Annotated in this window: 11 protein-coding genes and 1 pseudogene; 9 read left to right on the forward strand and 3 right to left on the reverse strand. The window is 59.7% G+C overall.

Annotation, left to right across the window (positions count from 1 at the left end; all coding sequences use genetic code 11):
- Nucleotides 1–100 precede the first annotated feature (100 nt).
- The 7 genes from CQ14_RS10930 to CQ14_RS10960 all read left to right on the forward strand — a co-directional run bounded on the left by CQ14_RS10930 (nucleotide 101) and on the right by CQ14_RS10960 (nucleotide 5,611).
- Nucleotides 101–1,033, forward strand: a complete 933-nt coding sequence (locus CQ14_RS10930; protein WP_057857914.1) for a DUF2493 domain-containing protein — start codon at nucleotides 101–103, stop codon at nucleotides 1,031–1,033.
- A gap of 231 nt (nucleotides 1,034–1,264) precedes the next feature.
- Nucleotides 1,265–1,741: a hypothetical protein gene (locus CQ14_RS10935; RefSeq protein WP_057858104.1), complete on the forward strand. Its 477-nt coding sequence runs from the start codon at nucleotides 1,265–1,267 to the stop codon at nucleotides 1,739–1,741.
- Between the two features lie 531 nt (nucleotides 1,742–2,272).
- Nucleotides 2,273–2,593, forward strand: a complete 321-nt coding sequence (locus tag CQ14_RS10940) for a DUF736 domain-containing protein (RefSeq protein ID WP_057857915.1) — start codon at nucleotides 2,273–2,275, stop codon at nucleotides 2,591–2,593.
- A 569-nt stretch (nucleotides 2,594–3,162) separates the two neighbouring features.
- Entirely contained in the window at nucleotides 3,163–3,507 is a 345-nt protein-coding gene (locus CQ14_RS10945; protein WP_057857916.1) for a hypothetical protein, read from the forward strand.
- Between the two features lie 375 nt (nucleotides 3,508–3,882).
- Nucleotides 3,883–4,734, forward strand: a complete 852-nt coding sequence (locus CQ14_RS42135) for a DUF2285 domain-containing protein (protein WP_082649815.1) — start codon at nucleotides 3,883–3,885, stop codon at nucleotides 4,732–4,734.
- A 132-nt stretch (nucleotides 4,735–4,866) separates the two neighbouring features.
- Complete coding sequence (locus tag CQ14_RS10955; RefSeq protein WP_057857918.1) at nucleotides 4,867–5,085, forward strand: helix-turn-helix domain-containing protein; 219 nt, start codon at nucleotides 4,867–4,869, stop codon at nucleotides 5,083–5,085.
- 22 nt (nucleotides 5,086–5,107) lie between these two features.
- A complete protein-coding gene (locus tag CQ14_RS10960; RefSeq protein WP_199805505.1) occupies nucleotides 5,108–5,611 on the forward strand; it encodes a S26 family signal peptidase in 504 nt (167 codons plus the stop codon).
- 12 nt (nucleotides 5,612–5,623) lie between these two features.
- On the opposite strand, the gene CQ14_RS10965 is transcribed toward CQ14_RS10960, so the two are convergent.
- Together CQ14_RS10965 and CQ14_RS10970 are read right to left on the reverse strand one after the other, a co-directional pair.
- Nucleotides 5,624–6,784: a hypothetical protein gene (locus CQ14_RS10965; RefSeq protein WP_057857920.1), complete on the reverse strand. Its 1,161-nt coding sequence runs from the start codon at nucleotides 6,782–6,784 to the stop codon at nucleotides 5,624–5,626.
- 1 nt (nucleotide 6,785) lies between these two features.
- Nucleotides 6,786–7,649 (reverse strand): hypothetical protein, encoded by an 864-nt coding sequence (locus tag CQ14_RS10970; RefSeq protein ID WP_057857921.1) that lies wholly within the window; start codon nucleotides 7,647–7,649, stop codon nucleotides 6,786–6,788.
- Between the two features lie 170 nt (nucleotides 7,650–7,819).
- Between CQ14_RS10970 and CQ14_RS43490 the strand changes: the two genes are divergently transcribed.
- Entirely contained in the window at nucleotides 7,820–8,092 is a 273-nt protein-coding gene (locus CQ14_RS43490) for a hypothetical protein (protein ID WP_156434879.1), read from the forward strand.
- A gap of 718 nt (nucleotides 8,093–8,810) precedes the next feature.
- The gene (rlxS, locus tag CQ14_RS10975; RefSeq protein ID WP_057857922.1) at nucleotides 8,811–10,778 is read left to right on the forward strand and encodes a relaxase/mobilization nuclease RlxS; all 1,968 of its coding nucleotides are present in this window, start codon (nucleotides 8,811–8,813) and stop codon (nucleotides 10,776–10,778) included.
- A 590-nt stretch (nucleotides 10,779–11,368) separates the two neighbouring features.
- On the opposite strand, the pseudogene CQ14_RS48205 reads toward rlxS, so the two are convergent.
- Nucleotides 11,369–13,415, reverse strand: a pseudogene (locus CQ14_RS48205) (T6SS phospholipase effector Tle1-like catalytic domain-containing protein); the annotation flags it as partial.
- Between the last annotated feature and the right edge of the window lie 46 nt (nucleotides 13,416–13,461).

Raw genomic sequence — 13,461 nt, forward strand, 5'->3', positions numbered from 1 at the left:
CCGCGCTGGCGCTTCGGGTTCTGGTCCGTTCCGCCCGCCGTCTGGTGATCGCCACGAAGGCCGCGATGGACGCGGCCGATCCGGCAAAGGACCTCTCACCATGACGACCGACCATGACGATACCGAGTTCGAACCGCAGCACGGCTCATCACCGACCGATCACATCCTCAATGAACTTCAGGTTTATGGCCATCGTCCCTTCCAGGACGAGCCTGACCCGAGGCCACTACCCGAAGGCAAGGCCATCGCCGGCGCCATCGCCGATATCTTTGACGCCTTCGTGGCGACCCTCAGCGACACGCGCCTCGAACCCGACCTTGAAAACCTGCTCTGGTCGACCGTCAACCTGTTTCACCGCGCCACCGGCCGCATTGAACGCGAACTCGACGACAACGAGCAGGCGCAGCAGAAAAGCCAGCGAGAGCAAAACGGATCGGAGGTGCGATCGGTCGAACTCGAGCGGCTCACGGCCGAAGGCGTCACTCTAATTGAACGCCGCAATGCCATGGAGCTGTTCCGCGACCTGGCCACCGAGCAATTCGAGCTTCATACCGGCTCGCCGTGGCGTCCCCGTTCCGGGTCACTCGTCAATCATCGCACGCTCACGTCAGCGATGATCGATAGCCGCGATTTCCTCGCAGCCAAGCGCCGCGCGGAAACTGAAGCGATGCTGCCCGCCGGTCCGAAGATCGCGCTTACCGGCGGTCTCGACTTCAACGACGTTGCGCTGATCTGGGACAGGCTCGACAAGGCTCACACAAAGCACCCGGACATGGTGTTGCTGCACGGTGGTTCGCCGAAGGGCGCCGAACTGATCGCCGCCAAGTGGGCGGCCAACCGCAAGGTACCTCAGATCGCATTCAAGCCCGACTGGACCAAGAATGCCAAGGCAGCTCCGTTCAAACGCAATGACGCCATGCTCGCGGTGCTGCCGATCGGCGTCATGCACTTCCCCGGCACCGGGATACAAGACAATCTTGCTGACAAGGCCAAGAAGCTCGGCATTCCCGTCTGGAAATTCGGCGGCGCGTAAGCGCCGTGTCGCGGTCCGTTTTTCATCAAGGCTCGACGCTGCCAAGTACAGGTACAATTTCTCTGATCTCGACGGGTCTTGAGGCGCGAGCAGAAAGGTTTCGCTCATGCTGCAAGCAGCGGGTGACGATTATCACTCCCATCGCGTCTCGTACTCCGTTATACTCTCGACTGCGCCGCGGTGGTGGTGGAAGGCGCGGCCGTCTTGCCTTTTGGTACGGAGACCACCACCATGCTTATCCTCGGACTCTTTCTCAACACACTTGGCATCGGCCTGATCTGCTGGCTGATCTTTAGCCTCGCCGTCTATGCGCTGCCATCCTTCGCCGCGCTTTCTGTCGGGCTGGCTGGAGTTCATGCTGGCGCGGGCATCCCCGGCGCGGTTCTTATTGCAATTGTTGCCGGCGCGCTCACCCTCGTTGTTGGACAAATGGCCTTTGCTTTCACGCGATCGGCGATTCTGCGTGCCATGATCGCCGCTGCTTTTGCCGTTCCAGCAGCCGTCGCCGGCTATCAGATCGTTCACGGCCTATCGGAAATCGCGGTGCCGTCCTTGCTCTGGCGTGATGTCTTCTCTTGGACGGGCGCAATAGTGATCGGTAGCACGGCCTGGACACGGATGACTGTCTTTGCCGAATCCCCGCGACCGATCGAAGCTTTGCCGAACGGACCACAGCCAGTAGTCACTGCCACGACGCAACAGGAATGAGCCTCTGCCTCGTCGGGAGGGTCCGCTGCGATCGAGGCGTTGGTTGGCTGCTAGATCGACTGTCGGGTAACCGGTACGCCTCGGAGCGCTTGGCTCCTGGCACCTGACCATAGCACCAGGCAACGCCGGGCAGGGGCATCCTCATCGCGGGTTGTTTGTGGCCATCGATCCGTCTTTTCCTTCACTTTTGTTTCTGTCTCTTCGCCTGAGCGCAACGACACCTTGTGCAGCACAACCGACGTTCGCCACGACTTCTCCCGAGAATGCCGTATAGCGCACGGACCACGTGGCCTCTTGGTGGCTTGATCTGGCCGAAGACCGGCTACGGCTCGATCGCCTGAACGCAACGCCGCTGGGAGACTTTCTTCCCCTGGGCTGACGCCCATTCCTCGCGAGCCAAGAAAGTCTCCCCGCTGGCGTCCTCCGCTGCGCTCCAGCCCGCAAGCGGGTGCGTCGTCGATCGTCTTCGGCCTGTAGATCGCCATCGAGGCCGCGGTGGTCGCGGCTCGAAACCAGCTAAGGAGAAGTAACATGGCTAACATCGGTTCTTTCAAGAAGGTCGGCAGCGATTTTCAGGGCGAGATCGTTACCCTGAGTGTCCAGGCCAAGGGCGTCCGGATCGTCACCGAGACCAATCGCTCGAACGAGAACGCTCCGAGCCACCGCGTTTTTGTGCGCCGGGCTGAGATCGGAGCCGCCTGGTCGAAGCGCTCCGAGGAGGGCCGCGACTACCTCTCGCTCAAGCTCGATGATCCCTCGTTCAACGCGCCGATCTACGCGAACCTGTTCGACGACGAGGAAGGCGACGGCCACACCCTGATCTGGTCGCGGCCGCGCAAGAACGCCGACTGAGTTCGTCCGCCGAAAGGCCCCGTCCGGTTCGCCGGGCGGGGCGTCTGGCAGCGGTCAACTCGCGGTCCAGAGACCTGATGGAGAAACTCATTCTAGAACGCCTCAAAGGTGAGGGCCGTAACTAGAGCGAGGTTATTGCCGCGTTTTACGGCCGTTGTCGCTCGGGACTTACAATCTGGCCAGGTCCAGGCAAATCGGCCCTGACGGGGGTTTGTTAAGCTTTTGTTTACCGGCAGCTGCGGTGCCTGATTCGGACGCCTTAGCCACTTCCGCGCCGATTTCGCGGGTTGGCGAGTCGCAAAAAGAGTCAATTGGCTCAAGCCAGATTTGATCGGCTCACCCGCCTTGCGACTCGGGTTATAGCTCCGAGGCAACCCGGGAGCCGCGCATCACAAGAGGGCCAGCCGATGCCAAACTCATTCCATGCCGCGATCGATGCCGATCTGCGTTTGAAAGGGACATGCGCGGCGCACATCATCGTCGGCTCCTCCGCACTCGCCGGCACCATAGTATTGTTAGCCCGGATTCTGCCGCCTCTCTTGATCGGCTCTCCTTAAAGCAACTCAATCATGTCCGTTCGATGCATCGCTGATCTGCTCGACCGGCTTTTGACCTGTTCTTCCGACGAAAAACCGGACCTTTGTACAATAGCCATCACTTGCACAAAGGTCCGGTTTCATCATTTGCCGGCATGGTTCCTTTGCGGAAGCAAAACGCAGGCGCCGTTTCAGGAGGACGCCGTTGGCTTGGATGCTAGCCGGATGGCGGGACCAGTCTCGTCGACGAACTACTTCTTCTTTTTGGCTTTCTTCTTGGTGACCTTCTTGGCCTTCTTCGCTTTCTTAGCCATCTTGCTCTCCAAACGTTTTGACAACGGATCACACAAGCCAGGAATCGGCAAGTGCGACATCTAGATTACAGTAAAATCGTAAAGCAGGTGCTGCATATCGAACACGGCAAGGACCATGGCAATCAACGCCGTAGAGCCTGGCGCAGTCGCGCTGGTCTGCGCGCCACTTGACCGTTCGAACCAATAGCAAACATTATCGGGCCATAGGCGACGCAAGCGATGCCGGCGGATTCCCAAGGCGACCCGAGGTCCCAACCAGAAGGCTCACACGAATCCTCGTTCCTGTTCTCACCATGGTGCGGGGCGATCTCTGCGCATGGGCATCAACCGACTGCCTGGACGGCCGTCCGGTGGCGCAGACCACACCTCTTCCTGGTCTTGATAAGCGATCCTCTCGCACTGCGCAGGGGCCACTTTCACGCCTCAATCCCTTCGGATCATGCCGCTGGTCACAACCGGCCTTTGGGGGCATTGTTTGAACCGTGAAAGTCCTGGCGCGACTGCGCCGGAGATACGCGCAACGCCTCATACTGTGGGGCCCTACGGTCCGAGCGACTGGGCCTGGGAGTTCCTACGCCGAAACCAGGACTATGCCACCGACTGGCGTGCCTCCGTCCCAAGACAGCTTCCATACGTCACCTTATGCGACGGCACCCAAGTCTTGCGGCTGCGGCGGCGCTATCCGCGTGCCGAACGATGGGGGCTTTACGCCTTCACTAACCCATCCAAGACGGCCAGCGAAACGCCGGTCTTCTGGCTTCCATCGACCAGTCGGCGCCTCGTTCGCGCCCGCTACGTGAAGCCGGATCATCGCGATGAAGCGGCAACTTCACCGCTTGCTGCCTTTCAAGTCAGCCGTTCGGCAGCCATCGGCGTCGATGGCATTCCTGTAGTAATGTTGAAGGGACAAGGCAGCCACGTGGCCGTTGAACTTCATGATGCTACACCCCTGACGAGACCATCCCGGATAGTCTTTGAGCTCGACGGACTGGACGATCTTAATGGCCAGACTGAGCGTCTCAAAACCCTACAGCGGTTCATGAAGCCTCCGCCTAGGAGCGATGGCGGCTCGTCATTTGCCAATGATGAGCGCCTCTATCACGCACTCGTCGCGCTTGACGCAAGCATGGCGGGAAAGACCTATCGGCAGATCGCAATCGCGATCTTTGGCGAAAAGCGCGTCGCTGAAGAATGGGGTGGTGCAAGCCAATTCCTGAAAGATCGGACCCGGCGCCTGGTCGCTAAAGGCCACGAGTTGATGGGCGGCGGTTACCGCGATCTTCTCACCTGATTGGACCGCGTTGCCCCTCGCGGGGTGGCGATTGTCTGCCATGCTGCTTCCGACACTCGCCTCTGTGCTCTCTTTTGACGAGGTTGCCGCTCGCGCTCGCATCCGGCGAGGCGCAATGGTGGAGCTTTGGCGATGGCCGGAGACGATGCGAAAGACGGCGAGAAGCCGTTCCTTAATACCAAAGAGGCCGCCGCCTGGCTGCGGCTGACCAAGAACACGCTTGAGAAAATGCGGGTCAACGGTACCGGGCCGATCTATCGCAAGCACGGCCGATACGTTCGCTACCACATCGAAGACCTCGTCGATTATTCGAACGCAACAAAGCGGAGGTCGACCTCCGATGACCGCTAGATTTGCTCGTTTGCGCGGGAAAGTGGTGGTCCTGGCGGTTATTTCTGTATCAATGGTTTTGACAATCGTAGCGCTGGCGCCCCATCCGCCGCTCATCGTCTACAACGCCTCGGGCAGCGCGCCGTTCGGATTCTATCGCGTCGAGCGCAGATTGCCCGTGCGCGGCGAAACCGCGGTGATCGAGCCGCCGCCGCTGATTGGATTGATGCTGGTCTCCCGCGGAATCCTGCCGCCTTCCGTCCCGCTCATCAAGCAGATCGCAGCGGTCGGAGGCGACGAAGTGTGCCGTTCCAACGAGTCGGGCGGGGTGCTTTCCATAAACGGAAAGGTGGTCGCCGAGACTTTCGAAAAGGGGCGCGACGGACGGCCGCTGCCGGCCTGGGAAGGATGTATGAGGCTGGTTGATGGGGAGTTCTTCCTGCTGCAGCCGCATCCGCTGTCGTTCGATTCGAGATATTTCGGGCCGGTGATGCGGTGCGACATTGTAGGCGTTGCCAAGCCGCTCTGGACCTGGAATCCCGGTTGATAGGCGCGCTGCTCATGTGCAACCGGCATCGGGCCGCGGTCCATTCAGCCGTGTGCAAATCTTGTTCTGAAGCGACTTCATATAGACGCCGGTTTCGCGATAGATGAACGTGAGGATCGGTCCAAGGTCACCTTGCAGGATTGCAACAGGCTTGAAATTCGGGTCACCGGGTTTGGTTGGAAGGCCCTCGGCCACCGGTTTGAGCTTCTCCGCCATACGCTGAAGCCGCTGTTCCATCGGCGGATGTGAGATCGAGCGCCCAGGATAATAGATCGTTCCCTTCTTTCCTTTTAAAGCCGCACAGACAAATGTTTTGGCGTTCTTCTCAATCTCTTTGTCAGGGGTCGGGAAATTCTGAGGTTCGAACGACGGATGAACCTTGGGCTTACTAACAAAATCGCGCCTCGCGTTGAGAAGCTGCCAACCATTGGACGCCAGCGCCAGCTGGTCGATGTTTGAATAAACCGAACCTCGCTCTGACAAGATCGGTTCACGGTACGGGGCTTCTCCGACAAGCTTCACCAGAACGTCAAAGGACATCGCATCGGTTTCCTCCTCAACCTTCAATGAAACCGGGTCGCAAGCTTCCCGCAAGGCGTCAATCCTGGCCGATGGCGCCGTGCCAAGATCAATTTGTTCGACACGCCCTGCATACTCTCCAAGACGCCTTTGCTTGAGATGCCCGAGTTCGTGGGCAACGACGTAGAGCAAGGCAATGCTTTCCCGCTCCTCGCTACGCCCGGCTTTGGCAAAAACCTGTACCGCGCTCGATGAGCAGCGCATCTCCGGCCGATCAACGGCCGCGACGACGCACCCGCCGAGAACGCTCAACGGGTCGACGGCGTCTGCCTCGCCGGGTGTCCTGGTGGCGCATCCGCCAGCGTCGGTAGCGCCCTTTGGGGCGTCGAGCACAACATAGACGTCCAGCGTTTGTGGGTCGGCAGAAGGTGAGACAGGGTTTATCGCGACCTTGCTGACCGGCAACTGTTTGCCCATAGCCGCGTAAGCTCCGATCGCCCGTTTGAGGGTCGCTTGTAGGATTGCGTTCTTCGAGCTGTCCAGGCGGCACGACGGGATTTTTGGGGCGGAGCTGGCATCTTGGGCGCTCGCGAGAGCCCCAAGAGCAAGCAGGCACAACGACACCGTGGCAGCGGAAAAGGCTTTCAAACACATCTCACAATCCCCGGCGATCGAGCAGGATTTCGAACGCTACATTGGGACCGTTGAGTTCCTTCAGGACCGGCCAGCGCTGGAACGCATCCTCCATCAGTTGAAGGGACGCCTGACGGGCCAAAAAGACTGCCAAGCGAAATTGGCTAAGATTGTTCAGGTGAGGAATGAGGCGTTTGCCGCTAACAGTATCGGCCGAATCCTTCGCAAGGTTGCGATGCGAAATCGTGCCCGCAGGGCAGTCTTGCGGAAACCCCCAGAATACGTATCCCGAGACGAGACCTGCCTTCCGTAAATCGGCGATCTTGTCCTGATCGGCCTTGCGCCAGGGCGCGATTACGGGGATTTCGCCGGCCTCCTTTACTTTCGGAGCCTGTAGCTCGGCGTAATTGGTGTGGGCGTAGAAGTCCTGCACGGCATGCAAAGCCTGGCCCGGCGAAAAGAATGCGGCCTTGGCCGCGCTGGTCATAGCGCCGGTATCGCCTCTGTTTTTGGCTGCCAGTGCATCGCTGGCATGGCGGCCGGCTTCCTCGATCAGGGACATAAGATAGGTCTGGGCCCCCTCAAAATGGCAGTTATCGAAATGGGCCTTGGACTCGAATTGGTGGCGGATATCCTGGACATAGAGCGCCATGCGAAGCTCGCCGATATAGGGATTATCCGCCAGCCCTTCCAGTAACTGCTTGTGGGCTGGGAAATCGAACGGCTTTTCGCAGCCGACGCACATCCCGACCGACTTGGACTTGCCAAGCGCAGGTACGTTCTCGGAGGGCGGGGGAGGTTTTTTCGGAGTGGCCGGGCTTTGCGCCATTGCTGCTGTCGCAACAAACGCCATCAATGCACCGAGGATGGATGGCGCGATCTTCATGTGTCACACTCCAGTTCATTGCTTCAGAATTGACGGCTCGCGACGGCGGGGCCTAGTCGCACAGAGTTGTTTTCGTCGGATGAAACCGATCTCCGCACCGATCATTTCGTTGTCTGGATAGGCCGCCGCGCCGGTTGTTGAGGGCTTCAATTGTAGTTTGGGAATTGAAGATGAAACGCCATCCGTTGGCTCTGCATTGGAAATATTCTTCAACATTTATCTGGCCAGCCATCTTCGCGATTATGGGAGTAGGTTGTCCTAGAAAGGCGAGACCGGTGCGGGATCTCGAGGACAATGCAGTTGGTCTGTTGAGCCGATTTCGGGCGAAGACCGTAGCCGAAATCGTCCCTCAACAGGTTCTCTATTTGCGCTTCCTGCGCCCCATCGATGCGAAGGCCGGGGTCAAAACTATTCCAGGCAATCATAACTCAACTTCGAATTGACGCATTGTTGGGAAACAACTTTTTATAAGTCGTAAGCGTCCGGCGGCTGCACATCGGGCAGCTCGTGACACCCCGTGACGGACATCCGGTTTGCATTCGAATTGCTGCAACACGATCATGAAGCTAAGACTTTCGGGTTTGCTACTGAAGGACCCTCGCTCACGAGGCAAGAGTTCGCGGAGGAGTGCGATAATAACGTGCTGATGGCATACGGGCGATGCCTTCGGCCCGCGCTCTACTCGTCGCTTCGCTCCTCACCGAGCCACCCTACGGGTGTCTCGGCCCTTCGGGTAACGATCGCTATCGCAAACGCTCGCAAACAGTGGGGCTTCGCAAGTCAACTGCCAAGTCGCGGTGGCTCTTTCGCAATGAATCGGCCACCAGCCGATGCGTTGGGGCAGGCGCTATTGGAGGATCCACCGCAATGACCGAACTGCATTTTGTCGCAAATCGCCGCGAGTACCGAGAGTCTGTTGGCTTGGAAGTTGGGCCCTGGGAACCAGCGACCGGGAGCTAAAAGTCAACGGGAGGGCAAGATAAAAGCACTGGCGCCTGAATGCGCCCAAGTCGTTGTCTGCACATCCAGGATTTGTCGCCAGCGGTAACGGCATTGTCGCCAACGAGGCAGCCGCGCCTTGGTGATTGACCAAATACGTCTGCGTCTTGCGGCAAGGCGGGCGAGCACGCACATACTCCGGCGCGAAGGCGGAGAGTGGCGATGTCGGATACCGACGATGAATTCAGGATCAGGCTCGGACGGATCGGTAACCGCCGCGGCCGCAAGTCCACAAGTTACGTCAAACGCGTGCGCAATATCGTCGCAAAACTTGGCGCGCGACGGACGCGCCGAGGCTCGGCATTTATTGGCTCGCGGATCGGTCGTGGGCATGCCCAGGGAACGGTGTCAGCGAGTCCGCGTTCGGCGGGGGCGCGCCGGGTGGTCATCAAGGCGCGCATTGTCCGCATCAAGGCGGGCGACAACGGCGCCGTCAGGGCGCATCTCCGCTACGTCCAACGCGACGGCGTCACCCGCGAAGGGGATCCTGGCGAGTTGTATGATGCCGGCAGTAATCAGGCCGACGGCAAGGCATTCGCGGAGCGGGGAGAGCAAGACCGCCACCAGTTCCGGTTCATCGTCGCCCCGGAAGACAGCACTGAGCTCGCCGATCTCAAGCCGTTCGTGCGTGACTTAATGCGGCAGATGGAGGCCGACCTCGGCACGCGGCTTGATTGGGTGGCGGTTGATCATTTCAACACCGGTCACCCCCACAGCCATATCGTGGTGCGCGGCAAGGACGAGCAGGGCAAGGATCTTGTGATCGCGCGCGATTACATCGCCCATGGCATCCGCGCACGCGCCAGCGAGCTTATCACGCGCGAGTTGGGACCTGAGAGCGAGCTGGAGGCATTGCGCAAACTTGAAAACGAGGTCGGCGCCGAGCGGTTCACCCGGCTCGATCGAGCCATCCTGCAGGACTTGAATGGAGGAACTTTGAGGCTTGCCGCCAAACCAGAACGCGATCGGCCGCGGCACGCCATGCGCATGGGGCGGCTGCGAACGCTGGAGCAGATGGGCCTGGCGGAGGAAACCGCGCCCGGCGTCTGGCGGGTCATGCCGGAGATGGAGCCGGTGCTGCGGCGGATGGGCGAGCGCGGCGACATTATCAAGACGATGCATCGCGATCTGACCGCCGCAGGAATCCACCGTGCGGCCGGCGACCATATGATCTTCGACGGGGAGGGCGACGCCACGCGGGTGATCGGGCGGCTGGTCGCGGAAGGGGTCTCCGACGAGTTGCACGACCGACGGTACGTGATCGTGGATGGGATCGATGGGCGAACGCATTACGTCGATCTCGGAGTCCGGCAAGCCGCAGACGAACCCTTGATCCGAAATACGATCGTCGAGGTCCGCGCGCGCGACGTCAGCCTGCGCGACGTTGACCGAACCATCGCGAACGTCGCCGGCCGCAACCGTGGCGTCTACAGCACCGAACTGCATCGAGAGTTCGATCCGAGGGCCTCCGGGGAGTACATTCAGGCGCATGTCCGCCGGCTGGAAGCGATGCGGCGGCAAGGCCTGGTCGAGCGCTCAAGTAGCGGCGACTGGTCGGTTGGTGCGGATCACCTCGAACGCGCAGGTCAGTTTGAGGGTGCGCAGCGATCGCGCAGCCCGGCGCGGATCACCGTGCTATCCTGGCAGCGCCTTGACGAATTGCCCGGCGCGCCTGGCGCGACCTGGCTCGACAAGCAACTCATTGCCAGATCACCGGAGGTCATCCCATCGACGGGACTTGGATCAGAGTTCGAGGGCGCGCTTCGTTTGCGACGGCAGTGGCTACTGGAGCAAGGCCTTGCGCGCGAGCAGGGCGGACGGATCGCTTACGCGCGCAATCTGCTCCAAACGCTGGAGCGGCGAGAACTAGCCGAGGTCGGCGCACGCATGATGCGCGAGACCGGGCTCGATTACGCCGAGACCAAACCGGGCGACCGGATCACAGGCACCTATCGCCGCGTGCTGACGCTTAACAGCGGCCGCTTCGCGCTGATCGAGCGTGCGCGCGATTTCAGGCTCGTACCATGGCGGCCTGTGCTAGAACGCGCCGCAGGCCAGAGCGTCACCGGCGTCGTCGGCGGTGAGGGCATCTCGTGGTCAATCGGGGTGAAGCGCGGGCTAGGACGATGATTGGCCTGGCCTCCGGTGGTCGTCGTTAGAGTTTTTCGATCGTTATTTTGGCACGCCCCGTGTTGCCGATTAGCTCGCTGAGCCACGATTGGTATCCCCATAGCCCAAGGACCGGCTTGTTGAGATAGACAAACAGCTCGCCATCCCGCTTCGGTTTGAGTTCCTCGGCGAGGGTTTCGGGCTTGTCGGGTACCGTGAACTCGGTCTCGCGCGTCTGAAAGTCATCGCTTTGCTTCGGCGGCGCGCGGTCAAGAAAATCCTCTTCATTGCCCATCGAGCCGATCCGGAGAATGATATTGGCCCACGGCCGGTCCAAGCTCCGGCGAAATGGGAACAGAAGCGTCATCGCAATGGATTTGACTGAGCTCAGGCGGGAGACTGGTTGGCCGCCCATATAGGATTCCTCTCCAAAGAAGGTCCATTTGCCGGAAGGCGGATCGGTCTCGACTTCTGGCAACCGCTTGAAGACCACGCGGTACCTAGCGCCGGTTTCGACGAACACGCCGGTAGAGACGCAAAGATTGCTCGGCTTGTTGNACCGCCTCGGGCGAAGTATCGAAGACAAGTTCCGCCTGCTGCTTTCCGCCGANCGTTCTTAAAGCCCGCATGACGAGCGTCCACGCCAGGTGTTGCGGTACAGAATTCGCCAAAGGAGTCTCGGAGCGCGAAATGGTAATGGCTGCCAAGCGCGACGACCAAGTAAAGCAGCCCGGCCGCCGATACGGCAGGAAAAATCCCGTATTTGAATCCATGCAAGATCGCTTGATAGATCCACCACTGCCGAAGTTTTCTGACCAGCTTTCGATGCAGAAAATAAATGACAAGGAACGCCACAAGCACGGAGGGCACAGGCTGCACCAGATTGGCAAGCAGCAAGTCGTTGGTGGTTCCGGGCAGAGCCAGCCGTCTCAACCAGCCCAGGTGGCTGAGATATGGATACAAAAGCAGGTAAGCGATGACGCCGACAAAAATCACGCTCTGTGTATGAGAGGCGACAAGCGGTGGCCTGGGCTCTGCCGGCTTATTGCTCGCCGGCAAATACGTCGTCCACAAGATCCGCATTCGGTCATTGATTGATCCAGCGAGACGCGCGCTTATCCATGTCAGAAACCCGACGAGGAAGGCCCATACGAGAAACCATGCCGGATCTCGCGCATAGGCATCGATCCAGCGGGAGGCGAGACCTGGAAGCACCGATCCGAGTAGCCGGATCGTGTCGGAGACCATGCGAAGCGGCGTCCGGAGCTCCTGAAAGGCATAGCTGTCTCGCAGCACCGGATAAAGCAACAGGTAGCCGGTAACGAAGACCAAGAGGAAGTAGATCGCCCGTTTGCGCCAGACGATGTCCCAGATATCCTCCTGTGCGGCATGCCGCTTGGTCGCCTCTGCGCCTTCTGCAATCTTTGCGTCGTTTGGCTCGATGGTTGAAGCAACGTTCGATATCGTCGGGCCGGTGGCGGCGTAGTTGACGGTCGCGTCGGTCGACTTAACGACCTCGTAGTTGGTCGGAAAGCCGATCGGCGCATAGAAATGCGCGCCCGTCTTTATCCGGCCGAACACCGCCTCATGGATTTTCGGGACAGGCCTTCTGCAGGGCTTGCCGTCCGGACCCATGGTGTCCGGCATCGCGTCATAAAAGTCTGATATTTTCCGGGGGCTATATCGGTAATAGCCGCCAAGGCCGCTTCTGGAGTCGTACAGCCGGCCATCCTTGTCCTTTGCGGAGTCGGTGCTCAGCAAGGCGTCCGGCTCGGCGTCAGGCAGATCCTTGAATGTTAATCCGGCTGCTTTGGCTTCCGACATCATCCAGGCAAGGGAGATGTTGGCGAGGGAGTCGTCGGGATAGCCACCACCGACGTTGGAGTGTACGCCTGCGAACCAGACTTGAAGCAGTTGCTCCTCGCTCGTTGGCCTGCTGGTGCCGCTGGGAACGGTATTGCCGCAGTTCTCGTTCCACAGAACCGGATGGAATGTCGCGCGCTCGTCATCAATCGCCAGAGCGTGCCGAGCCTTGCGGATCTTTGTATTGAAATCCTTGTTCGGCAATTCCAGCGGCCAAAGCCATTCGTTGACACCCCGCGTCATCTCGTCGATGGGAAGGCCGTAGGCCGCAACCGTATCCCAGACGCCAACGAATTCGATGGACTCGACGGGTCTCTCGCACGATTTGTAGAAGAGCTTGTCCCACCAGAACCAGGCAAGCCGGAACGGGTATTGCAAATTCCATGCTGGATACTTGTCGTGGCCGTAGGCCCGGTAGGCCGCCCGGGCCTTCTTGTCGAGTTCGTCTTCATTCGCAAACTTGACAAGCCCCTGATTCAGGACAAGGCCGACTACGATGCGGATCGTGAACGCGCCACGGCTGAACCCGAACGCATAGATTTGGTCGCCCGGCTGATAATTCCGGCAAAGGAATTTGTAGAGGTTGAGAACGTTGCGTTTGAGACCCCATCCGAAAACACCGCCCAGAATGGCGAGCGGCTTGAAAGACGATGTGCCAACGCCATCATCGTAAATGGCGATCTGTTCTGGGCCCTTGAGCTCGATCGCTTGAAATATCCGCCACACATTGGTTCGCCAGACCTTGCCGGCCGCATTGCCCGTGCCGTCAGAAAGCAGGATGATCTTTTTGGCCATGGTGCCTCCAAGCGAACTGGTGTTAATCAATTTTCAAACGACACAT

The sequence above is a fragment of the Bradyrhizobium lablabi genome (assembly GCF_001440475.1).
Taxonomy (GTDB): Bacteria; Pseudomonadota; Alphaproteobacteria; order Rhizobiales; family Xanthobacteraceae; genus Bradyrhizobium; species Bradyrhizobium lablabi.